Genomic DNA, 26,819 nt, shown 5'->3' on the forward strand with positions numbered 1-26,819 from the left:
CACATCGAACCAGGCCGATGTGCACGGCAGGTTGCCGCTTCCTCAGGCGCCGGATCCCGGCGCCGTGATACCGAAGTCGGTTCGTCCACTCCCCACCGTAACGATCGCGCGCGGCAGGGCCTCGCCCGACCCGTCGCGGCGCTCGGTCGTGTCGGGCAGGCGCACCGGCTTGCCGTCGGCGCGGGCGGCCCGCGCCGGGGACCGGCCGATCCACGCCATCAGCAGCGTGTCCTCGCCCTTGAGGTAGCGGTGGCAGCGCACACCGCCGGTGGCGCGGCCCTTGGCGGGGTAGGCGGAGAACGGGGTGACCTTGGCCGCCCCGGCCTGGGTGCCCTCCAGGGCGCTGCTCGCACCGGACACGGTGACCACCACCGAGTCCTCGGGGCTGCTCACCGCGCCGAACCACAGCACGCGGGCCTCCTCCGGAAGCCGGACGCCCGCCACACCCCCGGCCGGGCGGCCCTGGGGGCGCACCGCGGAGGCGGGGAAGCGCAGCAGCTGGGCCTCGGAGGTGACGAACGCCAGGTCCTCCTCGCCGGTGGACAGCTGGGAGACGCCGATGATCCGGTCGTCGTCCTTGAGGGTGATGACCTCGAAGTCGTCCTTGTTGGGCGGGTAGTCCGGGGCGACCCGCTTGACCACGCCGCCGACGGTGCCCAGCACGAAGCCCGGTCCGGAGGCGTCCATGGACACCACCGACACCACGCGCTCGTCCTCGCCCAGCTGGACGAACTCGGTGACCGGCAGGCCCGACGCCAGCGGCGGGGCCTCCTCGCCCACGTCGGGCAGCTCCGGCAGTTCCACCACCGGGACCCGGATCATCCGGCCCAGGTCGGTGACCAGGCCGACGTCCGACCGGGAGGTGGTGGGGACCGAAACGGCGATCGCGTCGTGCCGGACGCGCAGCCCCTCGTACATGCTCGGCGGGGTGGCGCCCCTGCTGCGCCCGATCCTCCCGTCGACGTCCATGAGGACGTGGCAGGGCTGGTCGGCCATCTCCAGCGGGATCACCGCGGCGCGGGAGGCGCCGTCGCTCTCGCGCAGCCGGGTGCGGCGCGGGGTGGCGAACTTCTTCGAGACGTCGCCCAGCTCCTTGGAGACGACCCGGCGCAGCTTCTTGTCCGACTCCAGGATCGAGGTGAGCTCGTCGATCTCGTTGTTCAGCTGGTCGCGCTCGGTCTCCAGCTCCAGGCGGTCGAACCTGGTCAGGCGCCGCAGCGGGGTGTCCAGGATGTAGCGGGCCTGGATGTCCGACAGGCCGTAGGCCGCCATCAGCGACTCGCGGGCGGCCGTGGAGTCGTCGGCCTCGCGGATGAGCGCGATGACGCGGTCGATGTCGAGCAGGGCCACCAGCAGGCCGTCCACCAGGTGCAGGCGCTCCCGGCGCTTGCGGCGGCGGTACTCGCTGCGGCGGCGCACGACCTCCAGGCGGTGGCCGACGTAGACCTGGAGGAGCTCGCGCAGGCCCAGGGTCTGGGGCTGGCCGTCGACCAGGGCGACGTTGTTGATGCCGAAGGACTCCTCCATCGGCGTCAGCCGGTAGAGCTCCTCCAGGACGGCCTCGGGGTTGAACCCGTTCTTGAGCTCGATGACCAGGCGCAGACCCTGGGTGCGGTCGGTCAGGTCCTTGAGGTCGGAGATGCCCTGGAGCTTCTTGGACTGCACCAGCTCCTTGATGCGGGCGACGACCTTCTCCGGGCCCACGTTGTAGGGCAGCTCGGTGATGATCAGGCCGGTGCGCCGGGCACTGACCTTCTCGATGGTGACGGTGGCGCGGGTCTTGAACGTGCCCCGTCCGGTCCGGTAGGCGTCGCGGATGCCGTCGAGGCCGACGATGGTGCCGCCGGTGGGCAGGTCCGGGCCCGGGACGAACTCGATGAGCTCCTCCAGGGTGGCCTCGGGGTGGGCGATGAGGTGGCGGGCCGCCGCGATGACCTCGCCCAGGTTGTGCGGGGCCATGTTGGTGGCCATACCGACGGCGATGCCGGAGGCGCCGTTGACCAGCAGGTTCGGGAAGGCCGCGGGCAGGACCTCGGGTTCGGTCTCCTGGCCGTCGTAGTTGGGCTTGAAGTCGACGACGTCCTCGTCGATGCCCGACACCAGCAGCTCGGCGGCCCGGTCCAGGCGGGCCTCGGTGTACCGCATTGCGGCGGGGGCGTCGTCGCCGCCCAGGGAGCCGAAGTTGCCGTGGCCGTCGACCAGGGGGACGCGCATGGCGAAGGGCTGGCTCAGGCGCACCAGCGCGTCGTAGATGGCGCTGTCACCGTGGGGGTGCAGGCGGCCCATCACCTCACCGACCACGCGGGCGCACTTGACGTGCCCCCGGTCCGGGCGCAGACCCATCTCGTTCATCTGGTACAGGATGCGGCGCTGGACGGGTTTCATGCCGTCGCGCGCGTCGGGCAGGGCACGCTGGTAGATCACCGAGTAGGCGTACTCGAGGAAGCTGCCGCGCATTTCCTCGGAGACGTCGATGTCGATGATCTTCTCGGCGAGATCCTCGGGGGGACGGGAAGTTGTACGGGCCATGTCCGTAATTCTGGCCCGTACCAGAGACTGAAACGTACGCGGGAGCGTGGTCGGGCGTGTGTGAGTCGCGCGACGGAGGGTTTTCGTCCGGGCGGGGGAGGCTTTATGCCCCCTGGACCGAGGGCCGGAGAAGGGGGCGGCCCCGCGCCGGGAGCGAGCCGGAGCGGGGCCGCCGCGGGTGTCAGCCGCCGAAGGGGACGGTCAGGGTGGCACCCCCGTCCGGGCCGGTCCGCACGGTGGTGTCCGCCGAGCCCAGGGCGCTCCAGATCCGCAGGCGCACGGTCCCGCCGTCGAGGTCGGCGAAGGAGCCGGTGGCCGAGGAGGGGCCCGAGCCCTGCGTGTAGGACTCCCAGCCGTTGACGTCGTTCGTGGCGAAGTAGGGGAAGGTCTCCGTCCGGTCGACGGTCCCGTCGCCGTCGAAGTCGTACTCCACGCGCGCCTGCACCGCGTTGGCGACCGAGTTCCCCGAGTCCACGGGCAGGGTGAAGGCGGTCGCGCCGCCGTTGTGGGCGCCGCTCACCCCCGTCAGCTCCAGCACCACCGCGTCCGCGGGCGGGGCGCCGTCCCGGTTGGTCCCGCCGGCACCGGGCACCGTGATGAGCCCCTCGGTCGCGGGCGGGTCGACGGACAGGCCGGAGCCGTTCGGGTACAGCACACCGTCGGCCGGGACGGTCCCGCCGCCGGGGTCGGGGCTGGGGGAGGGGTCGGGGCCGCCCGGGTCGCCCCCGCCGCCCTCGCCGACGGTGGAGGCCAGGGTGCCCGGCGCCACCTCCAGTTCGGTGCCGTCGGAGAAGGTGACGGTGATCGGCGAGGTGCCCGGGTTGAAGGCGGTGTAGGCGCGCCCGTCGCCGTCGGAGAACACCGCGTAGTGGGCGGTGTCGGCCGTGACGGAGGTGTCCACGGTGCCGACCTCGGCCAGCGTGGAGACCCACTGGTAGGTGTGCGGCTTGGAGCCGCCCGCCTCCGGCTCGTAGGTCTGCCACTGCGACTCGAACATGGCCAGGGCCTCGTCGCCGTCCGACAGCGCCCGGTGCGCCCAGTGGATGTCGCGCCAGATCCGGGGCTCGCCGCCCAGCCGGTCCACCAGGGACTCGTACATCGCCCCGGCGTGGGCGGGGTCGTGGCCCAGGTAGAGGGACCCCGCGGTGATCGGCAGGTAGTTGATGCCGTAGTGCTCCTCCTCGCCGCCGTCCCACCAGATGCGGTAGTCGCCGCCGTCGCCCCAGACCATGCCGACCACGTCGTGGTCGAACGCGTCGGGGAAGGTCTCGCCGCCGTGGTCCTGCCAGTAGCGGGTGACGGTGGAGGCCTGGGTGGTGTGCAGGAAGACACCCAGGTCGCGCAGCTCGTCGTCGCCGGTCAGCGCGCCGAAGAGCGCGGTGGAGGAGGCGAAGTGCATGCCCTCGGAGGAGGACTCCTGGTTGTTGCCCGCGGCGAACCCGGCGTGGCCGGAGGCCCAGCCGTGCCCGGCGTAGGGCGAGAAGGAGCGCAGGCGCGGGAACAGGCCGTCCTCGGTGGCGGCCACGTCGCCGATGACCATGCGGACCATGCCGCCCCAGGCGTCCTCGGCCGCCCAGGCGCGGTCGTAGCGGGCGATGGTGGCGGCGGCCGAGACGAGGTAGCCGTAGTGGAAGTCGTGGTCGTTCAGTTCGGTGGTGGCGCCGAAGCTGTCCGGGTAGCCCAGGAGGGTCCCCCAGTCGGCCTCGTAGTGCAGGCCCCGGCTCCCGCCGGCGGTCAGCCAGTCCTCGACGCGCCCCTTGAGCAGGCCCAGGAGCTCGTCGCGGGCCTCGGTGTGACCGATGGAGTCGGCGATGGGCACCAGCTGTGCCAGGCGCCCCATGGCCTTGCCGTCCCAGTAGGTGTCACCGGGCGAGGGGAAGTGCTCGTCCTCGGCCAGCACCTCGTCGATGAGCAGGCGCAGCCGGTCGTGGTCGGCGGAGTCGACGGTGGGCAGGCTCGGCAGGATGCCGTGGGCGGCCAGCTCCGTGGTGAAGGAGGAGCCCAGGGCCGCCCGCATCTCCCCGCGGGGGGAGGCGTAGGAGAGGCCGGGGACCTCGTCGTCGCTGTTGTTCCAGTGGTGCGGGTACATCGCCAGGACGGTGCCCTCGGCGTCGCCCTCCAGGGCCTCGGTCTCCACCCGGTAGGTGCTGGTGAGGGTCGCGGCCGCCTCGTCGTAGTCGTACTCGACGACCGATCCGGTGACGGCGGAGTGGGCGTAGGGCGCGAAGTCGTCCAGGGCGTCGGGGGAGGGCAGCAGGGCGACGGAGTAGTGCCCGCCGCCGGCGGTGGGCGCGGTGAAGGTGTTCCCCGACCGGGACCAGGGGGACCCGGTCGGCGAGAACAGGGCGTAGTGGTTGCCGTTGACGGTGGCGCCGACCGTGGAGCCGTCCTCGTGCCAGACGTCCGGGGCGCCGGTGAAGGACACCTCGGCGTCGCCGCCGTCGGTGCGGGCGTGCGCGAAGGGCAGGCCCTGGCCGATGGTGACGTCCAGGGTGGGGCCGCCCGTCCAGCGGGCGGTCACCGTCCAGTCGCCGCTGTCGGCGACGCGGGTGTCGGGGGAGTCCAGGCCGACGGCGCCCAGGGTGAGGTCGGCGGTGTGCGGGAACTCGTACTTGAGCCCGTCGGCGACGAGCCGGGGTTCGCGCGGGTGGCCCATCTCCAGGCCCCCGGAGTGGGGCCGGTAGGTGGCCGGGTGGGCGTAGAGGTTCTCGCCGTAGGGGTTGTCCGGGTAGCGCTGGAAGATGAGCGAGGACCACCACTCGTTGGTGGGGGCCGGGCCGGTGAAGTCGTCGGTGACCTTGGGGTCCACCGGCGCTCCGTTGAGGTCGGAGGGGCCGGTGGCGCCGGCGGGGAGCGCGTCGTCGTAGCTTCCGGCGCCGACCGGGACCAGGGCCGTGGCGGCGGCCGCGGGTGCCGCGTTCGGGCCGGCGGCGAGGCCGGTGACGGTGAGGGCGGTCGCACCGCCGATCGCGAGTGCCGCGAGGGCGGCGAGGGTGCCGCGGCCGGGGGAGCGGCGGCGGTGGGGGGCGGGGGAGGGTGGTCGTCGGTGGTCGTCCATCGGTGCGCCTCTCTGGGTTCAGCGGGGGGTCCGTGCATGGGAGCGCTCCCATGCGTGAGGAACCGTATCCAGAGTGTGTTCAACGTCGGTTGTGAGCGCAACGGAGGAGACTTCGAAAGTTTCTGTTTTGTTACCGTTGTCGACTCACGGGTTCAGTGGTTCGCGCCGGGACGGAGGCGGGCCGCGCCGGAGGGCCGGTCGAGGGCCCCGACACCCGCCGGTGCGGTTGTGGACGACGCCTCGCCCGTCGTCCCGCTCTGGTACCAAGGAACCATGGCCACCACCCCTGACCCCACCCCCACCACCGACCCCGCCGGAGGGGAGCTGCGCGAGCGCGCCGAGGCGCACCTGCGCGCCCTGGCCGGGGACTCCGCCCGGTTGCGCGAGGACCAGTGGACCGCGATCCGCGCCCTGGTCGCCGACCGGCGCCGGGCCCTGGTCGTCCAGCGCACCGGCTGGGGCAAGTCGGCGGTGTACTTCGTGGCCACCGCGCTGCTGCGGGCCCGGGGCGCCGGCCCCACCGTCATCGTCTCGCCGCTGCTGGCCCTCATGCGCAACCAGATCTCCGCCGCCGAGCGCGCGGGCATCCGCGCCCGCACCGTCAACAGCGCCAACACCACCGACTGGCAGGCCGTCTACGCCGACGTCGAGGCCGGCCTGGTCGACGTCCTGCTGGTCAGCCCCGAGCGCCTCAACAACCCCGAGTTCCGCGACCGGGTGCTGCCCGAGCTGGCAGCCGGAGCCGGCCTGGTCGTCATCGACGAGGCCCACTGCGTCTCCGACTGGGGGCACGACTTCCGCCCCGACTACCGGCGCATCCGCTCCCTGCTGCTGGACCTGCCCGACGGCGTCCCGGTGCTGGCCACCACCGCCACCGCCAACGAGCGCGTCACCCGCGACGTCGCCGAGCAGCTGCGCGCCGGGGCCGACCGGGACGAGACCCTCGTGCTGCGCGGCCCGCTGGACCGGGAGAGCCTGCACCTGTCGGTGGTGGACCTGCCAGAGCCCACCGACCGCCTGGCCTGGCTCGCCGACCGGCTGCCCGCGATCCCGGGCTCCGGGATCGTCTACACCCTCACCGTCGCCGCCGCCGAGGAGACCGCCCGGTTCCTGGCCGGGCAGGGCATGGAGGTGCGCTCCTACACCGGGCAGACCGACCCCGACGAGCGCCGTGCCGCCGAGGACGACCTGCTCGCGGACCGGGTCAAGGCCCTGGTCGCCACCAGCGCCCTGGGCATGGGCTTCGACAAGCCCGACCTGGGCTTCGTCGTCCACCTGGGCGCGCCCTCCTCGCCCATCTCCTACTACCAGCAGGTCGGCCGCGCCGGGCGAGGCGTGGAGCGGGCCGAGGTGGTGCTGCTCCCGGGCCGGGAGGACACCCGCATCTGGGAGTACTTCGCGAGCCTGTCCTTCCCGCCCGAGGAGACGGTGCGCCGCACCCTGGACGCCCTGGCCGAGGGCGGCCCGCTCTCCGTCGCCCGCCTGGAGACCCGGGTGGACCTGCGCCGCAGCCGCCTGGAGCAGATGCTCAAGGTCCTCGACGTGGACGGGGCGGTGCGCCGGGTGCGCGGCGGCTGGGAGGCCACCGGCCAGGCCTGGTCCTACGACGCCGAGCGCTACGAGGCGGTCACCAAGGCCCGGGAGAGCGAGCAGCGGGCGATGCTGGACTACATCGCCCTGGACGGCTGCCGGATGGAGTTCCTGCGCCGCCAGCTCGACGACCCGGAGGCGACCGCCTGCGGCCGCTGCGACAACTGCACCGGCCGCACCTGGGAGACCGGGGTGGACCCCGGCCGCCGCGACGCGGCCGCCGCCCACCTGGACCGGCCCGGCGTGGTCATCGAGCCGCGCCGCCAGTGGCCCACCGGGATGGACACGCTGGGGGTGCCGCTGTCCGGGCGGATCAAACCCGAACTCCAGGCCGCGCCGGGCCGCGCCCTGGGCCGGTTCACCGACATCGGCTGGGGGAACGAGCTGCGCGCCCTGCTCGCCGAGGGCGCCCCCGAGGCCCCGGTGAGCGACCGGGTCCTCCAGGGGCTGGTGCGCGTGCTGGCCTCCTGGGACTGGGAGCAGCGGCCGGTCGGCGCGGTGGCCATGCCCTCGCTCACCCGACCACGGATGATCAACGACCTGGCCGGGCGCCTGTGCTCCCTGGGCCGCCTCACGCCGGTGGGCTCCCTGGACTACCGCACCCCGGAGGGGCCGGGCGAGCGGCGGCACAACAGCGCGATGCGCCTGGCCCAGGTGCACCGCGCCCTGGTCCCGGGCCCCGGGCTGGCCGAGGCCATGGCCGGACTCCAGGCCGCCACCCCCGGCCCCGTGCTGCTCATCGACGACCACACCGACACCGGCTGGAGCCTCACCGTCGGCACCGCGATCCTGCGCGAACTGGGCGCCCCCGCGGTCCTGCCCCTCACCCTCGCCACCACCGGCGGCTGACCGCACGGGTGTACCCGCCCGGCGGGCGTCCGCCCCAGGGGCCGGCCGCACCGCCGGGGCGCGGACACGCGGACGGGCCCGGCCAGGGGCCGGGCCCGTCGCTCGGGTGTCGGGGTGCGGGTCAGCGGATGCGCTGGCCGCGCGGGGCGCCGCGCCGTACCGGCTGGCCGTCGCCCAGGTCCGGGCGGGCGCCGGGCTGGTGCAGGGCGCGTGCCGCCAGGCGGTGGGCCCTGGCCAGCGCCTCCTTGGGGTGGCGGCCCGCCAGCCAGGCGGGCAGGAAGCCCGCGATGAACGCGTCGCCCGCGCCCACCGAGCCGGGTGAGGGCTCCACCTGGTCGGCCGGGGCCCGCACCACGTCGTCGCGGGTCTTGGAGGCCCACAGGCCGCCGTCCTCGCCCAGTTTGAGCACCACGTTGGGGAACCAGGCGGTGAGCACCTTGGCCGCCGCCTCCGGGTCCTCCCGGCCGGTCAGCACCTTGGCCTGGGCCATGTTCGCGAACAGCAGGCGCGACCCCTGCGTCCAGTCCAGGAAGTTCTCCGCGCCGGCCCGCTCCAGCGGAGCGTGCGAGCCGCCGTCCACCGAGATGGACATGCCGCTCTCGCGCGCCATCCGCAGCGCCACCCGCGCGGCCCGGCGCGAGTCCGCGTTGATGAGGGTGTAGCCCGACACGTGCAGGTGCCCGTCCGGGCCGAACACGTCGCGGGGCAGGTCTTCGGGCTGGAGGCGGGCGTTGGCGCCCGGGTCGCTCAGCATGGTCCGGTCGCCCCGGTGGGTGATCATCACCACGCAGGTGCCGGTGGGGGCCTCGGGGTCCATCACCATCCGCGAGTCCAGCCCGTACCCCATGAGCTCCATCTCGCGGGTGCGCCCGGTGATGTCGGAGCCGCGGCGGCCCACGAACGTCGTCTCGGTGCCCTCCACGGCCAACCAGGAGGCGATGTTGGCGCCCGAGCCGCCGCCGTACATCACCACCGACGCAGGGGTGTCGCTGCCGCGGGCCAACGGGTGGAACGCGCGCGCGACGGCGTCGGTCATCAGGTCACCGATCACGACCACTCGTGTCATATCGCCAGCCACCACCGAGTCATGAGAATTCGTGCCCGCCTGACGTTAACAGGTCAATCGTCAGCGGCGTGTAACGAAGTGACGGCACCCCGGACACGCGTCGCCCGGGATCCGCGCAGGGGGCGGGCCCCACCAGGCAAGGGTATCCGGCCGCGGGCCGCCCGCTTCCGAATCGGGACCTTGGGCCTCGACGAGCGGGTCGGACCACGGGTGTTTTCGCGCCGACCGCATCGACTTTCCCCGGAATCGACCGATTGTCGTCTAGTCTCGCAGTCGTGCAGTCCTACCCGAACCACTGGGAAGCCGACGTCGTCCTCACCGACGGAGGCACCGCCCACCTGCGCCCCATCACCCCGGACGACGCCGAACTGCTGCGCGAGTTCCACTCCAGGCTCTCCCCGGAGACCATCTACTACCGGTTCTTCGCGCCCTACCCGCGCCTCTCCGACCGCGACGTCAGACGCTTCACCACGGTCGACTACGAGGACCGGGTCGCCCTGGTCGCCACCATCTCCGACGCCCTCGTCGCCGTGGTGCGCTACGACAAGGTCGCCCCGGAGGAGGCCGAGGTCGCCTTCGTCGTGGAGGACGCCCACCAGGGGCGCGGCCTGGCCTCCGTCCTGCTGGAGCACATCGGCGCCGCCGCCCGCGAGCGCGGCATCCGCAGGTTCATCGCCGACGTGCTCCCCGAGAACCGGCGGATGATCAACGTCTTCCGCGAGGCCGGGTACACCGCCCAGCAGACCTTCGACGAGGGCGTCATCCGGCTCACCCTGGACATCCAGCCCACCGACGACTCCACCGAGGTCATGCGGGCCCGCGAACAGCGCGCAGAATCGCGCTCCATCGCCCGGCTGCTGTTCCCGGAGTCGGTAGCGGTCATCGGGGCCAGCCGCACCGCCCACACCATCGGCCAGACCGCCCTGCGCAACCTCCTCGACAGCGAGTTCCAGGGCCCCGTGTACCCGGTCCACCCCGAGGCCAAGGCCGTCGTGGGCGTGCGCGCCTACCCCTCCGTGCTGGACATCCCCGACCAGGTGGACCTGGCCGTCGTCGCCGTGCGCGCCGACATGGTCGTCGACGTGGTGGAGCAGTGCGCCGAGAAGGGCGTGCACGGCCTGGTCGTGGTCAGCTCCGGCTTCGGTGAGATCGGCCCGGAGGGGCGCGCCCGCCAGGACGAGCTGGTGCGCACCGCCCGCGCCGCCGGGATGCGCGTGGTCGGCCCCAACTGCCTGGGCATCGCCAACACCGACCCCTCGGTCTCCCTCAACGCCACCCTGTCGCCCGACCTGCCGCGCAGCGGGCCCATCGGGTTCTTCTCCCAGTCCGGCGCGCTGGGCCGCGCCATCCTCCAGCGCGTCGCCGACCGGGGCATGGGCCTGTCCACGTTCGTCTCCGCGGGCAACCGCGCCGACGTCTCCGGCAACGACCTCATGCAGTACTGGCAGGAGGACCCCTCCACCGAGGTCGTCCTCCAGTACCTGGAGTCCCTGGGCAACCCCCGCAAGTTCACCCGCCTGGCCCGGCGCCTGGCCAAGCAGAAGCCGGTCGTGGCGGTGCGCAGCGGCGGGTCCGCGCAGACCACCCCCACCGGGCACGCGGCGGGCGGGCTGGCCCTGCCCGACTACGCCGTCACCTCGCTGTTCCAGCAGGCCGGCGTGGTCCGCGTCGACGACATCACCCAGATGTTCGACGCCGCCCAGGTGTTCGCCTACCAGCCCCTGCCCAAGGGGCCCCGGGTCGGCATCATCGGCAACTCCGACTCCCTGGAGCTGCTGGTCAAGGACGCCGCGATCCGCCAGGGCCTCAAGCCGCACGACCCCGTCAACCTGGGCCCGCAGGCCACCGCCGACGACTTCGACCGCGCCCTGGAGGCGGCCCTGTCCGACGACGGCGTCCACTCCGTCGTGGTCGTGTTCGTCCCCGCCCTGCACCCGATCTCCGACGACGTCGCCCGGGTGCTGCGGGCCCGCTCCCTGGGCTCGGACAAGCCCATCGTCACCACCTACCTGGCCCGCCAGGGCATCCCCGACGAGCTGCGCCACGTCGGCGAGCGCGGGGAGACCCTGCGCGGCTCGGTGCCGTCCTACCCCGCGCCCGAGGACGCCGTGCGCGCCCTGGCCTACGCCACCCGGTACACCCAGTGGCGCGACCGCAAGCCCGGCCGCCACCCGGAGCTGCCCGACATCGACGGCGCCCGGGCCCGCGCCACCATCACCCGAGCCCTCAAGAACGCCCCGGACGAGGAGGTCTGGTTCGGCGGCGAGCGCCGCTACGACGAGGACACCGCGGTCTCCGCCGAGGACACCCGCGAACTCCTGGCCTGCTACGGCGTCACCGCCTACCCCGACATCCCCGTCTCCTCCGCCGACCAGGCCGTGGTGGCCGCCGGCGAGCTGGGCTACCCCGTCGTGGTCAAGGCCGACTCGCCCGACCTGAGGGTGCGGGCCGGGGGCACCTTCGTCCGCGCCGACCTGCGCACCCCCGACGACGTGCGCAGCGCCTTCCTGTCGCTGGCCGACCGGTTCGGCGACGCGGACCTGGTCGTGCAGCGGATGGTCGCCCCCGGGGTGCCCACCGTGGTGCGCGCCGGCGACAACCGGTCGTTCGGCTCGGTGGTCTCCTTCGGCCTGGCCGACGTCACGGCCGAACTCCTCGACGACCGCTCGTTCCGGCTGGCCCCGCTCACCGACATGGACGCCGCCGACCTCATCCACGCCGTGCGGGCCGCGCCCCTGCTGTTCGGGCTGCCCGCCGGGGCCACCTCGCTGGCCGAGCAGCCCAACGTGGAGGCTCTGGAGGAGCTCCTCATCCGGGTCTCCCGCCTGGTGGAGGCGTTCCCCGAGATCGGCTACATCGACCTGGACCCGGTGCTGGTCAACGCCACCGGAGCGCACGTGCTGGGCGCCCGCATGTGGCTGCGCGAGGCCCCCGACGTCCGGCCCGACGCCGGGCCCCGGCGGCTGCGCGGGGTGACCTTCTGATGCGTCGGCCGGCCCGCGGGCCCGGGCGAGGGGCGGAGTCCTGATCAGGCACTGGGCATCCCGTTTCGCCCAGCGGTCGCGAAGTGTCGCGGCGAGGAGGCAGGATAGGGACATGAGGAAAACACGCGCCGTGTCCACGGACTGGCGACTGGAGATCGAACGCAGCGGCTACTACCCCGCGCTGGTGATCGACGCCGTCGCCACGGCCCTGGGAGACGAGAACGCCGATGCGTTCGTCGTGCACCACGAGGCGACCTTCGACCCGGCGATGGAGATGCGTCGGCACATCACCGTCATGCTGCTGACCGCCACCCGGCTGGTGGTGTGCCACACCGACGAGCACCCGCCCACCGACCCCGGCGGCACCTCGCACGCGTCCACCACCACCGACAGCATCCAGCTCGGCAACATCCAGTCGGTCGCCCTCACCAGGGTCGTTCCCAACCCCGCGCAGTACACGCCCGGGAGCATGCCCAGCGAGCTGGTCCTCAGCGTCAACCTCTCGGTCAACTGGGGCGCGGTCGCCCACATCGACCTGGAGCCCGCCTCCTGCTCGGACGAGAGCTGCGAGCTCGACCACGGCTACACCGGCGCCATCACCGCCGAGCCGCTCACCCTGCGGGTGAGCGAGGCGGCCGACGGGGCCGAGGCCGTCGCCACCATGCTGAACTTCGCGAACGCGCTGTCCGCGGCCACACGCTGACGACCGGCGCCCTCGGGGCCGGGGACCGCGCCCACCGGTTCCGGGGGCGGGCCCGGCCCCGCCGCGTTCCGCCCGGCGCCGGGGACCGGCCGTGCCCCGGCCTCCGGCACCGCCCCGGTTCACACGACCGCCCTCCGGCCGTGACAGGGACTTAACGAACACGGGCCACCCGGGCGTGGTGCCCTGACGACCCGTCCGTCTAGGGTGGAACCGGATTCGTGTATTCCGTTGCAAGAGAGATGTGTCCGGCCACGAACCGGACGCCTCCGCGCACGCCGTACCCCACCGGTGCGCGCACTCCCACACCCTCCCCGCACCCGCGGAGATGACGGACCCGGAGAAAGGTCGGTCTGCGATGGCGCAGCACTCGTCCCCGACGACCAAGGACGACACGCCACTGGTACGCCTCGAGGTGGACAGGGCGGTCGCCACGGTCACCCTCGACTCCCCCCGCAACCGCAACGCGCTGTCCGCCCGGCTGCGGTCGGAACTGTCCAAGGCGCTCTCCGACGCCATGGCGGACGACGAGGTGCGCGCCGTCGTCCTCACCGGTACCGGGCCCGTGTTCTGCGCCGGGGCCGACCTCAAGGAGGTCGCCGCCGCCCTGGCCGGCGAGCCCGTCGAACCCGCCCCCGAACTGCCGGAGGTCTTCGAGCAGATCATGGGCGCCCCCAAGCCCGTCATCGCCGTCCTCAACGGCGCCGCCCGCGCCGGCGGCATCGGCCTGGTCGCCGCCGCCGACATCGCCCTGGCCCCCAAGAGCGCCACCTTCGCTTTCACCGAGGTGCGCATCGGTGTGGTGCCCGCGATCATCTCCGTCCCCGTGTCCGCGCGGATGCACTCGCGCCAGCTCAGCCGCTACTTCCTCACCGGCGAACTGTTCGACGCCTCCGCGGCCGCCAAGGCCGGGCTCATCACCCAGGCCGTGCCCGACCGCGACATGCCGCACGCCCTCGACGCGGTCCTCCAGGGCATCCGCGGCTCCGCCCCCAAGGCGCTCTCGCGCACCAAGGAACTGCTCGGCGAGCTCGGCGCCGGCGCCCTGGCCGCCCCGGAGCGGCGGGCCGAGGCGTTCGCCCGCATGGGCGAGCTGTCCGCCGAGTTCTTCGCCGGGGAGGACGCCGCCGAGGGCCGGGCGTCCTTCTTCGAGAAGCGTCCCCCGCGCTGGGCCAGGTGACCGCGGCCGGGCGTCCGGACTTTCGGGGCGCCCGGCGCGTCCGCTCCCGCGCAGAGGTCACAATGGTCGGGTGAGCTACTCCGGAGATACCAGGGTCGGCGGTCCCGCCGACCTGCGACGACTACCGCACCTGACCATCACCAAGATCAGCGTCGGCCCCATGGAGAACAACGCCTACCTGCTGCGTTGCCGATCCACCGGCGAAGCCGTCCTCATCGACGCCGCCGCCGAGCCCGACCGCATCCTCGAGCTCATCGGCTCCGACGGACTCGACCGGGTGATCACGACGCACCGCCACCAGGACCACTGGCAGGCCCTGGCCGAGGTCGTGGGGGAGACCGGCGCCCGTACCGTGGCCCACCCCGACGACGGCGAGGAGCTGCCCGTGTCCGTGGACGAGCCCGTCGTCCACGGCTCGCGGGTCGCCGTCGGCGGCTGCCACCTCACGGTGATCCACCTGCGCGGCCACACACCCGGGTCGATCGCGCTCCGCTACGACGACCCGGAGGGGCACGTCCACCTGTTCACCGGAGACAGCCTCTTCCCCGGCGGAGTCGGCCGCACCTGGTCCGACGAGGACTTCCGGACCCTTCTCGGCGATGTCGAGGAGCGCGTGTTCGGGGTCCTGCCCGACGACACCTGGGTCTACCCCGGCCACGGCCGCGACACGACCCTGGGGGTCGAGCGCCCCCACCTGGACGAGTGGCGCGAGCGGGGCTGGTGAGGGATCCGGCCGCGGACCCGTGAGCCGGGTCCCCGGACCTCAGGCCCCCAGGCACACGAAGCCGAGCCGCCCCAGGTGGGCGGCCACCGCCTCGGGCGGCGCGGCGCCCGCCGCCAGCGCCCGGTGGAAAGCGGCCACCGCCGGCCCGGTCCCGGAGTCGAGTACCGGGGCCGGGCTGGCGACCACCGCGCGCGCCCCCGCGTCCAGCAGCTCCCCGGCGAAGCGCCCGGCCCCGCACGAGGTCAGTACCACCACCTCCGGCGGCGGTGCCGACACCAGGTCCAGAGCCAGCAGCGGGCCGTCGTCCAGGGCGACCGACGACAGCAGCGGGGAGCGCTCCAGCACCCGGCCGTGCCCCGACAGGTGCACCAGGTCGCAGCCCGCGGCGCCCGCCGCCGCCTCGCGGACCCGCGTCGCGGACCGTGCTCCGGAGTGGATCCGGGCCAGTTCGGCGACCTCCCGGGCGGTGCCCCGCGGCTCCGGACCCGAGACCAGCAGCACCCGCCGCCAGCGGGGGAGCGGCCGTGCCGCCCGGTCCGTCCAGCTCCGTGCCGAGGGCACCACCGACACCGGCCTGCCCCGCAGCCCGGGCAGGGCGCCCCAGGACGGATGGCCCAGCCGCCGGTCGGGGGCGATCACCAGCGGACGGTCGCCCACCAGCTCCAGTACCGGGGACAGCGCCTCGGCGAGCCCCCGCGCCACTCGGGCGGGCGGGCCCAGCGGCCGGGCGTGCACCCGCCCCCCGGCTACGACCAGCGCCACCACCTCGCCCGCGACCACCAGGCGTACGAACGCCCGGTCGCCCAGTAGACCGGACAACCGGGCGCCCACCGGCCCGCACTCCCGGCCGGGCAGGCCCTGCGCGTACCGCGACCGCTCCCACCGCCGGGCGTACACCAGGCAGTGCCGGTCCCGGCCGTCCGCCAGCGCCTCCCGGTAGCGTTCGACCACCGGCCCGCCCGGGGCCCGGGGCGCCTCGGGCACGGTGCACTCGGCCCACTCCAGGGCCTGGGGGAGGTCTCCCCGCGCCAGCGCCGACTCCACCCCGGCCCGCGCCACCTGGGGGTCGCGGGCCATCCGGGGACCGGGCTCCGTGTCCACCGCCCGGTGCGCCGCCACCAGCCGGGGGATCGGCCGCGAGGCGCTCAGCGGTCGGCGCAGCTCCAGCGCGGAGTGCGCCCGCGCCGCCGGCGAGGCGGGCACCCGCTCCGCCATCCCCTCCACCCGCGCCGCCAGGCGGTGCCACAGCGACCCGGGGCCCTGCGCGCCCAGCACCCGCCGGGCCAGCTCCCGTGCCCGGTGCCGGTCACCGCGCAGCAGCCGCAGCTTGGCCTCCACCAGCAGGGTGACCGGCTGGGTGGAGCGGCCGTGCGACCACGGGCCGTCCGCCAGCGTGCGCGCGGCCTCCTCCAGGTGGCCTTCGGCGAGCAGTGCCTCCGCCAGGTCGGTGCACAGCGCCTCCCGGCGGTCGGTGGGCAGCCGGTGCCCCAGGTCCGTGAACGTGGCGATCGCAGCGGCGGGGTCGCCCCTGCGCAGCGCCAGACAGCCCAGGTTCTGCCGCGTGACCAGCTCCAGCAGGGCCAGGTTCCGCTCCCGGGCCAGGGAGCGGGCCTCCTCCAGGTGGTCCTCCGCGGCCCCGAAGCCGCCGCACAGGATCCGGGCCAGCCCCAGGTTGGCGAGGAACCCGGGCAGGACGGGGGCGGACTCCTCCGCCAGCGGGTGCCGCCGCAGCCGGGAGTGGGTCCGGTCGAGGATCTGCACGGTCTGGTCGAACAGGCCGCGTTCGGCCAGGTCGACGCCGAGGATCACGCGTCGCAGGAGAAGACGGCCGGACCTTTCCACCCTCCCGTCCCGTCCCGGTCGCCAACGGACGGAGGGGTTGGAGGCTCGGGGGGTGGGAGGGGGCGAGGTCAAGGCCCGACCGCCTTTCTCCGGGGGAGGGACACCTCTAGGAGTAGCAGCGGGTGACGCTCGGTGTGGAGACGCGGACCCGAAGTCACTTCGGAGGCGGGTGGCCAAAAGCGGGCAAGAGGGGGCGAAGGCCGACGATCGGCCGGGGATTCCTTCCGGGGTGCAATGGCAATTCGGAACCGCCCGATCTGTGACCTCCGTCCCGGCCGCGGGGCGGGGCGGGGCGCGGGGTCAGAGGACGAACCACTCCGTGGTGAGCGGGGGCTCGGCGTCGCGGCGGAGGGTGAGGCGGATCGGGCCGCGGTGCAGGTCCTGGAGGGTGAACTCACCGGTCTCCTCGACGGAGGCGACCTCCTCGCGGCGGCCGTCCGGCCGGTGGGCCTCCAGGAGGGCGTACCCGAAATCGCCCCGGACCGCCCCCGACAGGGTGCGGGAGGACCCGCGGGCGTGCAGGTACAGGTCGATGCGCACGTCGCGGAACCCGAAGGACAGCTCCCCGACGACCGGGTCGTCGGCCGACCGCACCTCCCCGGGGCGGGGGCCCCGCTCGGTCACGAGGACGGCGAGGTCCATGGCGTCCGCGCTCCGGTCGAAGGCCGCCAGGGCGGCGTCCCGGCCCGCCAGGTCCTCGCTCATATCTCGTCCTCCAGGGTGTTGCGGAGCCTGCGGGCCATGCGGCGGCGCTGGTTCGACGCGGCCCGGCGGTCCTGCGGGGGCGGGGTGGAATCGGGTTCGAGGTAGCGCAGCGCGGCCTCGCGCTCGCCCGGGTCGCGCAGTCGGCCGACCGCCCGCCGCAGCGCCTCGTCGCGCTCCTTGCGCAGGTACTCGGCCTCCGGGTCCGGGGCTCGGCCGTCGACGCGGGCGAACTCCTCCGGGTCGGTCGGGTACTGGCGGGCGTCGCGCCCCCGCTGGCGCAGGCACTTGTCGTGGGCGACCCGCCTGAGCCAGGCGCGCAGGTGGTGCGGCTCGCGCAGCCGGGGCAGGTGCTGGTTGAGGGCCAGCCACACCGTCTGCACGGCGTCCTCCCGGTCCGGTGCGGAGAGCCGGTAGGAGCGGGCGATGGCGTTGACCATCGGCAGGTGGCGGTCGACGATGTCCCGCCAGGCGTCGTGGCTGCCCAGCAGGGCCTGCCGTACGAGTTCGGCGTCGTCAAGGCCGAGTCCGGTTGTGGCCAGTGCCGGGGGCGGTTCGTGCCGAGGGCCGCTGGAAAGTACGGTTTCAGGGTCCTCGTGCGACTGGTCTGGCAAACGCGCCCCCACTATGATCGGACTCCCCATAGCACCTTCGGGGCTCACGTTACTCCGGAGGGGTCGGGGGTGCCGGGAGATCCCAGAAGATCGCTGGTCCTCAGGGTGCCCTTCGGGCACAATGGTGCAAAGGCATTCAGGCGGGTATGCAACCTTCTCGTGGTACGAGGGCGTCGGGGAAGCGCACTCGTTCGTATCAGGAGGTTCGGTGTCCGCACGTGGCGTCTTGTACGTCCACTCCGCGCCCGCGGCGCTGTGCCCACACGTCGAGTGGGCGGTCGCGGGTGTTGTAGGAGTACCCGTGAAACTCGATTGGGTCGCCCAGCCGGCGGCCCCCGGCAGCCACCGCGCCGAGCTGAACTGGCAGGGGCGGCCGGGCACCGCGGGAGCGGTGGCGTCGGCGCTGAACACGTGGCAGCGCCTGCGGTTCGAGGTGACCGAGGAGGGGTCGCCCGGCTGCGACGGCGTGCGCTACAGCTACACGCCGTCCCTCGGCATGTTCACCGGGCTCACCAGTGCGGCCGGGGAGGTCCTGGTACCGGAGGGCCGGCTGCGCCTTGCCGTGGAGGAGGCCGCGTCGGGCGGCACCGACCTGGCGACGGCGATCGACCGCCTCACCGGCCGGGCCTGGGACGAGGAGCTCGAGCCGTTCCGCTACGCGGGCGACGGCGCCCCCGTCCGCTGGCTCCACGCCGTGGGCTAGCCCGCGGCACCGCCGCGCCCGGGAGCGGGGGCGCGGCCGCCCGCGCCCACCGGCCCGGGCTCCGGGCCGGCCGGGAACGGCTGCCGGACACGCCTCAGAGGGGTTCGCCCCCGTCGGGCCAGATGAGGGATGCCAGCAGGACCGCCGCCCAGATGCCCAGGGGCACGAGCGGCCAGTAGGGCACGAGCTCGCCGCCGATGAGGACGGCCGCGCCCCACACCCCGGTGAGGACCACGGCGATGCCCAGCCACCAGCGCCACTCGTCGGCGTGCTCCCAGCGGGGCTCCTCCCGGGCGGGCGGAACGGGCGGCGGCGGGGCGGGCGCGGGCAGGTCGGCGGTGAGCCGGTCGAGTTCCCCGAGCAGTACCGCCCGCAGCGCCGACTCCACCCGGCGCTCGTACTCGCCCAGGTCCAGCCGGCCCTCCACGAACGCCGTGGTGAGCCGCTCGACGGTCTGCTCGCGCTCACCGTCGGAGGCGCGTGTGCGGTGCCTGTCTTCCACTTCCCACCCCCCGGGGCGCGCTGCGGTGCCCACACGATACGCGCGCGCCCCGGGGCGGGGGAAGGGTCAACCGGCGGTCAGCCACCGGGCGACGGTGCGGCAGGTCGCCGGGTCGGCCCCGCCGACCAGGCCGGTGTGCTCGTACCCCCCGCGGTACCGGAAGGGCGTGCCGTCCAGCCGGGTGAGCAGCCCCCCGGTCTCGGCCAGCACCAGGCCCGGCGCGGCGACGTCCCAGTCCCGCACGGGCACGTCCTTGACGAACAGGTGGGCGGCCCCCTCGGCGATGAGGCACAGCTTCAGCGAGATGCTGCCGCTCTCCAGGTAGTCCTCGTACCCGAAGCGGTCGCGGACCCGGGCGGCGATGCCGCGCGGCTCGGGGGTGTTGTCGGTGAGCACCCCGTGCCCGGGCGGGGCGGCCGGGCGGCGGGGCAGGGGGACGCCGTCGCGGCGGGCGCCCCGGCCGCGCACCGCGGTGTACAGGGCCCGGGTCTCGGGGGCGTACACGGCGGCGACCTCGGGCCGGCCGCCGATGACCAGGGCCGCCTGGGTCACGTAGCCGGGGAAGCCGTGCGCGTAGCTGGCGGTCCCGTCGATGGGGTCGATCAGCCAGTACCGCGGCGGGCGCTCCCGGACCAGGGAGCCGGGATCCTCCTCGCTGACCACGGGGATGTCCGGGGCGATCGCGGTCAGCCGCTCCGACAGCTCACGGTGCGCCCGGGCGTCGGCCTCGGCCTTGAACTGGTCGCCCTCCCACACGCCGCGCACCGCGGCGGCGTCCCGGCGCCAGGTGCGCAGCAGCACGCCGACCTCGCTGACGGCGGCGGCCGCCGACTCCGCCAGCGGATGCCCGCTCACAGGCCCGCCAGGGGCGCGGCGGGGGATGCCGGGCCGGGGTCCCGGACGGGAATGCCGAGGGTGGCGGGCGCCGGACTGATGCCGTGCGAGGTGAAGTGAGCCTCGTCGACGAACTCGTCGGTCCAGTGCCGCACCATGGCGACGCCCTCGCGCCACTCGTCGGCGAGCCTGGGGCCCGTCCCGATCGCCTGGCCCACCAGTCCGGCGATCTCGTCCACCCCCGCGGCGGTGGTGAGCGCCGAGGTGGAGGAGAAGCGCGGGTTGATCTCGAACACCCGGGGCGCCCCGGTCCCGTCCAGGCACAGCTGGACGTTGAAGGGCCCGTCGGCGCGCAGTGACTCCTGGACCGCCCGGCAGGTCTCGATCACCGCCTCGTTGCGGCGGGTGACCGCGTACTTGGTCACCCCCCGCTTGAGGACGACCTCCTTGGGCACGACGGCCTGCACCCCGCCGTCGCGCCAGACCACCACGGACACGGTGTACTCCGGGCCGGTGATCCGCTCCTGGACGATCAGCTCGTCGGCGTGGTGGCCGCTCTCGGCCACCACCCGGGCGAGGCCGTCGACCGACTCGACGATCCGCACCCCGCGGCTGCCCCGGCCGCTGCGGGGTTTGACCACCAGGCCCCGCTCGGCCTCGAAGGCGTCGGTGGGCCACTCGGAGGCGAGCCGGGTGCGGGGCACCCCGATCCCGGCGGCCTCGAGCTCACGCATGAGCCGGTACTTGTCCAGGCAGGTGGCGACGAACTCGGGCAGCGGCAGCAGCACGGCCACGCCCTCCTCGGCGAGGCCGCCGACGTGCAGCAGCTCCTCGTCCACCAGGGGGACGACGGCGACGGCGCCCTCCTCGGCGCACAGCGCCCGCATGCGGGGCAGGAACGCCTCGCTGTCGCCCGGGGGCACGAGGTGGCCGCGGTCCGCCAGGTACAGGCCCGGGGCGGTCGGGTCGACGTCGGTGGCGACCACGCGGTAGCCCAGCGACCGCAGGTGGAGGATGGTGCCGGGAGTGGGCGCCGACCCCGCCGTCGTCACCACGATGGTCGGTTTCCTCGAAGACTTCTCTGGCACCGGTCGTAACCCTTCCAGCCGTGTCGGGCGGATCCCGGGGGATGCACCGAGAGTAGTCTCCGGAGGCCCCGAACGCCCGGGATTGGCCGGTTCCGGTTCCGCGGTGAACCGCGCGGACCCCTCGCGCGTGTACCCATCGGCCCGCCGGGAGGAAGGAGGGCCGGGGGCGGGTGGTCTCCGGGGAGAGGGCACCCGCCCCCGACGTGTCCCGGGCGGCCTACCTCTGCTCGTACACGGGGACGAGCAGTGCGCGCCCGATGGCGTGCGAGAACAGGTTGAACCCGAGGAAGGCCGGGCTGGCGGAGGCGTCGACGGCCAGTTCGGGGACGTTGACGGCGTGCACCGCGAAGAAGTACCGGTGCGGCCCGTGCCCGGCGGGCGGGGCGGCACCGACGTAGCGGTGGCCGCCGGCGTCGTTGCGCAGGGTGACGGCTCCGGCGGGCAGGGCGCCCGCCTCCCCGGAACCGGCCCCGGCGGGCAGCCCGGTGACGTCGGCGGGGATGTTGGCCACCGCCCAGTGCCAGAACCCGCTGGCGGTGGGGGCGTCGGGGTCGAAGCAGGTGACGGCGAAGCTCCGCGTCCCCTCGGGGAAGCCGCTCCAGGACAGCTGCGGCGAGACGTCCTCGCCTCCCGCGCCCATGATCCCGCTGACCTGGGCTCGGGGCAGGGGCTTGTCGTCGACGACGTCGGTGCTGTTCAGGCTGAACGACGGGACCGGGGGCAGGAAGTCGTAGGGGGAGGGTGGCACGGCCACGGCGAGGGGCCTCCTTCGTGCGTTGCGGTTTCTCGGGCCCTACGAACATACGCCGGTGCGCCGCCGTACGTCCGCGCTCCGCACCGCCGTGTCGCGGGGGTGCCCGAAGACGACAGACCGACCGGGCGGTATGGTCAGGGACCACCGGCACGGAAGACACCGACAGGGAGCCACCATGACCAGTCGCTGGGGCATGACCGTTCCGCTCGAGGGGGTCCCGCTCCTCGAGCAGCGGGCGATCATCGAGCGCATGTCCGACCAGGGCTACACCGACCTGTGGTCGGCCGAGACCGCGGCCACCGACGCGTTCACCCCGTTGGCGCTGGCCTCGGTCTGGGCTCCGGACCTGCGCCTGGGCACCGCCATCGTGCCCGTCTACACGCGCGGCCCGGCGACCCTGGCGATGAGCGCTGCGGCGATGGCGGCGGCCGCGCCGGGACGGTTCTCCCTGGGGATCGGCACCTCCTCCAACGTCATCGTCGAACGCTGGAACGCCATCCCCTTCACCGAGCCCTACAAGAGGGTCCGCGACACGGTCCGCTTCCTGCGCGAGGCCCTGTCCGGCACCCGGGTCAAGGCCGACTACGACACCTTCTCCGTCCAGGGGTTCACCCTGGGCGCGGTGCCGCCGCAGGCGCCGCCGATCCTGGTGGCGGCGCTGCGCCCGGGCATGCTGCGGCTGGCCGGACGAGAGGCCGACGGCGCCATCATCAACTGGCTGTCCGCCGGTGACGTGCGCACCGTGGTCCCGCAGGTGCACGAGCAGGGGGAGGGCAAGGAGATCGTCGCACGGATCTTCGTCATCCCCGGCGCGGACCCGGACACCGCCCGGGGGATCGGCCGCCGGGCGATCTGCGCCTACCTCAACGTCCCCGTGTACCGGGCGTTCCACGAGTGGCTGGGCCGCGAGGAGCTGGGCCCGATGTGGAAGGCCTGGGACGCGGGCGACCGCAAGGCCGCGCTGGCCGCCGTCCCCGACTCCGTGGTGGACGAGCTGATCGTGCACGGCCCGGCCGAACACTGCCGTGAGCGCATCGGCGCCTACGTCGAGAACGGGGTGACCACACCGGTCCTGGCCCCCATCGGCCCGCCCGGGGCCGACCCGGCCGAGGTGGTGCGGGCCCTGGCCCCGCGGGGCTGACGCCCGGGGTCCCGCCGGCCCGCGCCCCGGACACGGGCCGGCCGGGCGCTCACGGCCCGCCGGCGCCCCCGGGCAGCCGGCGGGCCCGCAGGACGAGTTCGAGCTCGAAACGCTCCCGGGGGTCGCGCAGCCGCGCCCCGAACAGCTCCTCCAGCCGCCGCATCCGGTAGCGCACGGTCTGGGGGTGGATGCGCAGCCGCTCGGCGGCCTCGTTGGCGTTGGACCCGGACTCCAGCCAGGCCAGCAGCGTCTGGGCCATCCGCTCCCGCTGGTGCGGGCGCAGCCCGGCCAGCGGCGCCAGCCGGGCCCGGGTCATCGCCGACACCAGGGCGGTGTCGCGGGACAGCAGCAGCACCAGCAGGTGGTCGTCCCAGCGCACCAGGCCCCGGCCGGGGACCGCTCCCGAGCGCACCAGGTCGGCCAGCTCCCGGGCGCGCTCCAGGGATTCGGGGACGCGTTCCAGCGGCACACCCGGGCCCAGCACCGCGCAGGCGCCCCGCAGCGACCGCTCCAGCGCCCGCAGCCTGCCGGGGCCCTCGGGGTCGGGGAGCAGAGCGCGGGGCTCGGGCCCCTCCAGGTCCGCCAGTACGTCGGGCGGCAGGGCGGGGAACAGGACGCCGGGCCGCTCCGACCGGTCCGCAGCGCCCGTCCCGTCCTCCGCGGTACCGGGGTGGAAGAGCACCGCGGCGGCCCGCTCGGGCGGCCGCCAGTGGGCGCCGCGGGCCAGCGCCGCGACCGCCGCCGGGTCCCGGCCGACCCCGGCCAGCAGCGCCTCCAGCAGTCGGACGCGGCGGTGCCCCGAGGCGTCGGCCCCAGCCGAGCTCACCCGGGCGTGCCCCTGTGCGGCGGCCGTGCCGATCTCCTCCTGGAAGAGCAGGACGGCCTCGCCCAGCGGCCCCAGACGGTCACGGGACAGGGTGTCGTCGTCGGACAGGCGCCGCCAGGCGACGGCGGCGGTGACGCGCATCCCGGCGTGCAGGCGCTCCAGGCCGCGGCCCTGCCCGGCCTCGTGGGCGCCGAACGCCCGGAACCGTGCGAGCAGCTCCTCGTCGGGGCCGCGCCCGGCCTCCAAGCGCTCCAGGAACCCCTGCACCCCGATGTCGAGCAGGCGGCGCACCCCCCTCCTCGCGTCCGGAGCCACCAGGGCCTCGCCCAGCCTGCGCTGGATGCCGGCGAGCGCCTCCTCCGCCAGCAGCGGTGCGAGCGCGCGCAGGCGCCCGCCCACGTCCGGGGGGATCTCGGAGAATGGGTCCGTGCGGTCGGTCTCCCGCGGGGGGTGGGTCATCGGGGTTCCTCCGGCGCGGACGCACGGCGGAGCCGTCCGTGGCACGCCCGCGCGTGCTCCGTGCGCCAGATCGGGGGGTGCGTCCCGCCGGGGTGACGGGGGACACGTCCATACCACCAGAGCCGTGCCCCGGGGACAAGACCGCCCCCCGGCGAAGCGGGTCCGCGCGGCCGGACGGGCGGACCCGCCGTGCTCTCCCCGGGAGCCGCCGGACGGCGGGGTCAGCCGAACAGGAAGTAGCCCAGGAGCATGCCGCCGGCCACCACCAGCAGGGCCGCCGCAGACCACAGCCGCTGGACCCCGGCCCCGTCCCGCTCCGTCGGGGTCCCGCCGTCCTCCTCCGCCGGGGTGACGCGCTCGTCCAGGCGGCGGGCGCAGCGCTCCATGAGCCCGCCCGCGACCTCGGTGACCACGGCCTCGCTCCACCGGGTCAGCCCGCCGGTCAGCTCCAGGTCCGTGACCACGGACACGAGGGTGCCGCCGTCGCGGCCGCGCAGCTCGGCGGTGAGCAGGGCCGTGCCGGTCCCCTCGCCGCGCCGGGACCGGCCGACCGCCTCCACGACGATCCGGCGGGCCCGCTCCTGCTTCTCCACCAGGCGGGCGGTCCCGGAGCAGGCCACCACGGCGGGGCCGACCTTGATGCGCGCCTCGGCCAGGTGGCGGTCGCCGTCGGTCCCGACCAGGCGCACCCCGGGCACGCAGGGGACGAGGGACTCCACGTCGGTGAGCAGCTCCCAGGCCTTCTCGACGGGTGCGTGGACGACGAATTCGTTGCTGATCCTCATGGGGGCGCTCTCCGCTCGGGCCCTGGGGGCGGGGACGGACCCGGCGGGCTCTGTCCCGGGTCCGGTTCCGGAGCCAGTCTCGCGCCCCGGAGCCGCCGCCGCCAACACCGCGCGGGACCACGTGGGGGCGGACACCTCCCGTGCCGTACGCCGTGCCGCCACCGGGCACCGGCCGCGCCGGCGATGAGCGGAGGGGCCACGGAAACGGCGGGTACGGCGGACCCGCCCCGCCGACCGCTAGTGCGGCAGGGAGCGCACGACCTCCAGGTCCTGCGGGGTCACCTTGAGCAGGACGTCGTCGAAGTCGTGGTGCCTCTCGACGTATCCGGCGACGTAGGGGCAGACCGGGACGATGCCCAGCCCCAGTGAGCGGGTCTCCGCCAGCGCCTGGGAGACCAGGGTGCCCGCCAGCCCGCGCCCGGAGAAGCGCTCGTCGATCTCGGTGTGGAAGAAGATGCGCCGCCGGTCCCCGGCGTCCACGAACTGAGTGAAACCAGCCATCTCACCGTCGACGCTGATCGTGTACCGGTCCGCCGCCTCGGCCACCTTGGCCTTGTTGTCCGTCATGCTCCCATCATGCCGCCAGGGGTCCCCTTGTGCCGGGACGGCGCGCGCCCTAGAATCCTGAACGCTGTTCAATCATTGAACGCCGTTCAGAGAAGGAGTGCCGGTGAGCGGACGACTGCTGGCCCCCGACTTCGCCCGGGGTGCGATGCTCCTGCTCATCGTGCTTTCCAACACCGCGATCTTCTTCCACGGGGCCGCCGCCGTCAGCGGCGGGACCTCGGCGACCCCGGTGGCGGACCAGGCCGTCCGGTTCGCGATGATCGCCCTCCTCGACGTCCGCGTGTACCCGCTGTTCTCGTTCCTCGTCGGCTACGGGCTCGTCCGGGCCCACCGCGCCCGCTCCGCCGAGCTGGGACGGGACCGGGCGCGGGCCGTCGTCCGCTCGCGGAACCGGTGGCTGTTCGTGCTCGGCGCCGTGCACGCGGCGCTGCTCATGGGGAGCGAGGTCCTGGCCGCCTACGGGGCCGTCGGGCTGGTCCTGTGCGCCCTGTTCCTCGACCGCGGCGAACGCCGCCTCAGGGTCGCGATCCTCACCGGCGCGGGTCTGCTCGCACTGGTCCTCCTGGCGTCGGCGGCCGTCCTGGCCGCCTCGGCGCTCCTGCCCCCCACGGGAGCACCGCCCACGGCCGGCCCCGGGCCCGAAGGGATGGGCCTCAACGGCTCCGGCACCACCGACTACCCCGCCTCCGTCGTCCAGCGGCTGTGGGGCTGGGCCTTCCTGCTGTTCGTCAACGGGTTCGGCGTCGTGATGCCCACCGCGATCCTCATCGGCATGTGGGCGGCCCGGCGGCGGATCCTGGAGGAGCCGCACCGCCACCGCCGCCTCATCACCGCCACGGCCGCCACCGGTACGGGACTCGGACTGGCGGGGGCGCTCCCCTCCGCGCTGGCGCACGTCGGCGTCTTCGGCCCGCCCCCGGGGGCGGCGGAGGCCGCGCTGTTCCTGCTGTCCTGGACCTCGGGGCTCGCCGGCGGGCTGGGGTACGCCGCCCTGTTCGTGCTCGCCGCCGAACGGCTCACCCGCGGCGGCCGCACGCCCCGGCCGGTCAGCGCCGTGGCGGCCCTGGGCAAGCGGTCCCTGAGCGGGTACCTCGCCCACTCGGTCGTCATGGCCCCGGTGCTCTCCCTGTGGGGGCTGGGTCTGGCCGCCCACCTCACCGAGGCCACCGCGGCCCTGTTCGCGCTCTGCCTGTGGCTGCTCACCGTCCTGGCCGCCGCGCTCATGGAGAAGAAGGGGGCGCGCGGCCCCTTCGAGGTGCTGCTGCGCCGTCCCGGCGCCCGCGCGGCGCACCGCCGGACGCGGGCGGCGCGCTAGATTGGGC

Annotated in this window: 21 protein-coding genes; 8 read left to right on the forward strand and 13 right to left on the reverse strand. The window is 74.5% G+C overall.

What is annotated here, in order from left to right:
• Nucleotides 1–42 precede the first annotated feature (42 nt).
• Nucleotides 43–2,529, reverse strand: a complete 2,487-nt coding sequence (locus ACSUPR_RS23850) for a DNA gyrase/topoisomerase IV subunit A (RefSeq protein ID WP_436886955.1) — start codon at nt 2,527–2,529, stop codon at nt 43–45.
• A 181-nt stretch (nt 2,530–2,710) separates the two neighbouring features.
• A complete protein-coding gene (locus ACSUPR_RS23855) occupies nt 2,711–5,587 on the reverse strand; it encodes a glycosyl hydrolase (protein ID WP_436886956.1) in 2,877 nt (958 codons plus the stop codon).
• Nucleotides 5,588–5,860: 273 nt separating this feature from the next.
• Here ACSUPR_RS23855 and ACSUPR_RS23860 point away from each other — a divergent pair, with 273 nt between their 5' ends.
• Nucleotides 5,861–8,026 carry a RecQ family ATP-dependent DNA helicase gene (locus ACSUPR_RS23860; RefSeq protein WP_436886957.1) on the forward strand — a complete coding sequence of 722 codons (2,166 nt, stop codon included), beginning with the start codon at nt 5,861–5,863 and terminating at the stop codon, nt 8,024–8,026.
• A gap of 121 nt (nt 8,027–8,147) precedes the next feature.
• On the opposite strand, the gene ACSUPR_RS23865 is transcribed toward ACSUPR_RS23860, so the two are convergent.
• Nucleotides 8,148–9,083 (reverse strand): carbohydrate kinase family protein, encoded by a 936-nt coding sequence (locus ACSUPR_RS23865; protein ID WP_436892121.1) that lies wholly within the window; start codon nt 9,081–9,083, stop codon nt 8,148–8,150.
• Nucleotides 9,084–9,367: 284 nt separating this feature from the next.
• Here ACSUPR_RS23865 and ACSUPR_RS23870 point away from each other — a divergent pair, with 284 nt between their 5' ends.
• The 4 genes from ACSUPR_RS23870 to ACSUPR_RS23885 all read left to right on the forward strand — a co-directional run bounded on the left by ACSUPR_RS23870 (nt 9,368) and on the right by ACSUPR_RS23885 (nt 14,680).
• Complete coding sequence (locus ACSUPR_RS23870) at nt 9,368–12,076, forward strand: bifunctional acetate--CoA ligase family protein/GNAT family N-acetyltransferase (protein ID WP_436886958.1); 2,709 nt, start codon at nt 9,368–9,370, stop codon at nt 12,074–12,076.
• A 130-nt stretch (nt 12,077–12,206) separates the two neighbouring features.
• The gene (locus ACSUPR_RS23875; protein WP_436892122.1) at nt 12,207–12,779 is read left to right on the forward strand and encodes a DUF5998 family protein; all 573 of its coding nucleotides are present in this window, start codon (nt 12,207–12,209) and stop codon (nt 12,777–12,779) included.
• 355 nt (nt 12,780–13,134) lie between these two features.
• Nucleotides 13,135–13,956: an enoyl-CoA hydratase-related protein gene (locus ACSUPR_RS23880; RefSeq protein WP_436886959.1), complete on the forward strand. Its 822-nt coding sequence runs from the start codon at nt 13,135–13,137 to the stop codon at nt 13,954–13,956.
• Nucleotides 13,957–14,026: 70 nt separating this feature from the next.
• A complete protein-coding gene (locus ACSUPR_RS23885) occupies nt 14,027–14,680 on the forward strand; it encodes an MBL fold metallo-hydrolase (protein WP_436886960.1) in 654 nt (217 codons plus the stop codon).
• A 39-nt stretch (nt 14,681–14,719) separates the two neighbouring features.
• Here ACSUPR_RS23885 and ACSUPR_RS23890 read toward each other — a convergent pair whose 3' ends face one another.
• The 3 genes from ACSUPR_RS23890 to ACSUPR_RS23900 all read right to left on the reverse strand — a co-directional run bounded on the left by ACSUPR_RS23890 (nt 14,720) and on the right by ACSUPR_RS23900 (nt 17,838).
• The gene (locus ACSUPR_RS23890) at nt 14,720–16,489 is read right to left on the reverse strand and encodes a CHAT domain-containing protein (protein WP_436886961.1); all 1,770 of its coding nucleotides are present in this window, start codon (nt 16,487–16,489) and stop codon (nt 14,720–14,722) included.
• Nucleotides 16,490–16,822: 333 nt separating this feature from the next.
• Nucleotides 16,823–17,227, reverse strand: a complete 405-nt coding sequence (locus tag ACSUPR_RS23895; protein WP_436886962.1) for a hypothetical protein — start codon at nt 17,225–17,227, stop codon at nt 16,823–16,825.
• Entirely contained in the window at nt 17,224–17,838 is a 615-nt protein-coding gene (locus ACSUPR_RS23900; protein ID WP_436886963.1) for an RNA polymerase sigma factor, read from the reverse strand. The genes ACSUPR_RS23895 and ACSUPR_RS23900 overlap by 4 nt, the downstream gene beginning before the upstream one ends.
• Before the next feature lie 208 nt (nt 17,839–18,046).
• Here ACSUPR_RS23900 and ACSUPR_RS23905 point away from each other — a divergent pair, with 208 nt between their 5' ends.
• A complete protein-coding gene (locus ACSUPR_RS23905; protein WP_436886964.1) occupies nt 18,047–18,541 on the forward strand; it encodes a DUF3145 domain-containing protein in 495 nt (164 codons plus the stop codon).
• Between the two features lie 94 nt (nt 18,542–18,635).
• Here the strand turns inward: ACSUPR_RS23905 and ACSUPR_RS23910 are convergent, their stop codons facing one another.
• From ACSUPR_RS23910 to ACSUPR_RS23925, 4 genes are all read right to left on the reverse strand, one after another.
• The gene (locus tag ACSUPR_RS23910) at nt 18,636–19,043 is read right to left on the reverse strand and encodes a DUF1707 SHOCT-like domain-containing protein (protein WP_436886965.1); all 408 of its coding nucleotides are present in this window, start codon (nt 19,041–19,043) and stop codon (nt 18,636–18,638) included.
• A 66-nt stretch (nt 19,044–19,109) separates the two neighbouring features.
• Nucleotides 19,110–19,898, reverse strand: coding sequence for a 3'(2'),5'-bisphosphate nucleotidase CysQ family protein (locus tag ACSUPR_RS23915; RefSeq protein WP_436886966.1), 789 nt, complete (start codon nt 19,896–19,898; stop codon nt 19,110–19,112).
• Nucleotides 19,895–20,932: an ATP-grasp domain-containing protein gene (locus tag ACSUPR_RS23920; protein WP_436886967.1), complete on the reverse strand. Its 1,038-nt coding sequence runs from the start codon at nt 20,930–20,932 to the stop codon at nt 19,895–19,897. Before ACSUPR_RS23920 ends, ACSUPR_RS23915 begins: the two co-directional genes overlap by 4 nt.
• Before the next feature lie 250 nt (nt 20,933–21,182).
• A complete protein-coding gene (locus tag ACSUPR_RS23925; protein WP_436886968.1) occupies nt 21,183–21,719 on the reverse strand; it encodes a YbhB/YbcL family Raf kinase inhibitor-like protein in 537 nt (178 codons plus the stop codon).
• 175 nt (nt 21,720–21,894) lie between these two features.
• Between ACSUPR_RS23925 and ACSUPR_RS23930 the strand changes: the two genes are divergently transcribed.
• Nucleotides 21,895–22,860: an LLM class F420-dependent oxidoreductase gene (locus ACSUPR_RS23930; protein WP_436886969.1), complete on the forward strand. Its 966-nt coding sequence runs from the start codon at nt 21,895–21,897 to the stop codon at nt 22,858–22,860.
• Between the two features lie 49 nt (nt 22,861–22,909).
• Here the strand turns inward: ACSUPR_RS23930 and ACSUPR_RS23935 are convergent, their stop codons facing one another.
• The 3 genes from ACSUPR_RS23935 to ACSUPR_RS23945 form a co-directional block, all read right to left on the reverse strand.
• A complete protein-coding gene (locus ACSUPR_RS23935; protein WP_436886970.1) occupies nt 22,910–24,145 on the reverse strand; it encodes a PucR family transcriptional regulator in 1,236 nt (411 codons plus the stop codon).
• A gap of 221 nt (nt 24,146–24,366) precedes the next feature.
• Entirely contained in the window at nt 24,367–24,930 is a 564-nt protein-coding gene (locus ACSUPR_RS23940) for an SRPBCC domain-containing protein (RefSeq protein WP_436886971.1), read from the reverse strand.
• Between the two features lie 237 nt (nt 24,931–25,167).
• Complete coding sequence (locus tag ACSUPR_RS23945; protein WP_436886972.1) at nt 25,168–25,497, reverse strand: GNAT family N-acetyltransferase; 330 nt, start codon at nt 25,495–25,497, stop codon at nt 25,168–25,170.
• 103 nt (nt 25,498–25,600) lie between these two features.
• Here ACSUPR_RS23945 and ACSUPR_RS23950 point away from each other — a divergent pair, with 103 nt between their 5' ends.
• Entirely contained in the window at nt 25,601–26,812 is a 1,212-nt protein-coding gene (locus tag ACSUPR_RS23950; protein WP_436886973.1) for a DUF418 domain-containing protein, read from the forward strand.
• The last annotated feature ends 7 nt before the right edge of the window (nt 26,813–26,819 follow it).

The organism is Nocardiopsis dassonvillei (assembly GCF_964273065.1).
GTDB lineage: Bacteria > Actinomycetota > Actinomycetes > Streptosporangiales > Streptosporangiaceae > Nocardiopsis > Nocardiopsis dassonvillei_B.

Coding starts and splice junctions, on each gene's coding strand:
- ACSUPR_RS23880 (WP_436886959.1), top strand. CDS start 13,135: ATGGCGCAGCACTCGTCCCCGACGACCAAGGACGACACGCCACTGGTA.
- ACSUPR_RS23895 (WP_436886962.1), bottom strand. CDS start 17,227: ATGAGCGAGGACCTGGCGGGCCGGGACGCCGCCCTGGCGGCCTTCGAC.
- ACSUPR_RS23855 (WP_436886956.1), bottom strand. CDS start 5,587: ATGGACGACCACCGACGACCACCCTCCCCCGCCCCCCACCGCCGCCGC.
- ACSUPR_RS23940 (WP_436886971.1), bottom strand. CDS start 24,930: ATGAGGATCAGCAACGAATTCGTCGTCCACGCACCCGTCGAGAAGGCC.
- ACSUPR_RS23860 (WP_436886957.1), top strand. CDS start 5,861: ATGGCCACCACCCCTGACCCCACCCCCACCACCGACCCCGCCGGAGGG.
- ACSUPR_RS23935 (WP_436886970.1), bottom strand. CDS start 24,145: ATGACCCACCCCCCGCGGGAGACCGACCGCACGGACCCATTCTCCGAG.
- ACSUPR_RS23850 (WP_436886955.1), bottom strand. CDS start 2,529: ATGGCCCGTACAACTTCCCGTCCCCCCGAGGATCTCGCCGAGAAGATC.
- ACSUPR_RS23945 (WP_436886972.1), bottom strand. CDS start 25,497: ATGACGGACAACAAGGCCAAGGTGGCCGAGGCGGCGGACCGGTACACG.
- ACSUPR_RS23930 (WP_436886969.1), top strand. CDS start 21,895: ATGACCAGTCGCTGGGGCATGACCGTTCCGCTCGAGGGGGTCCCGCTC.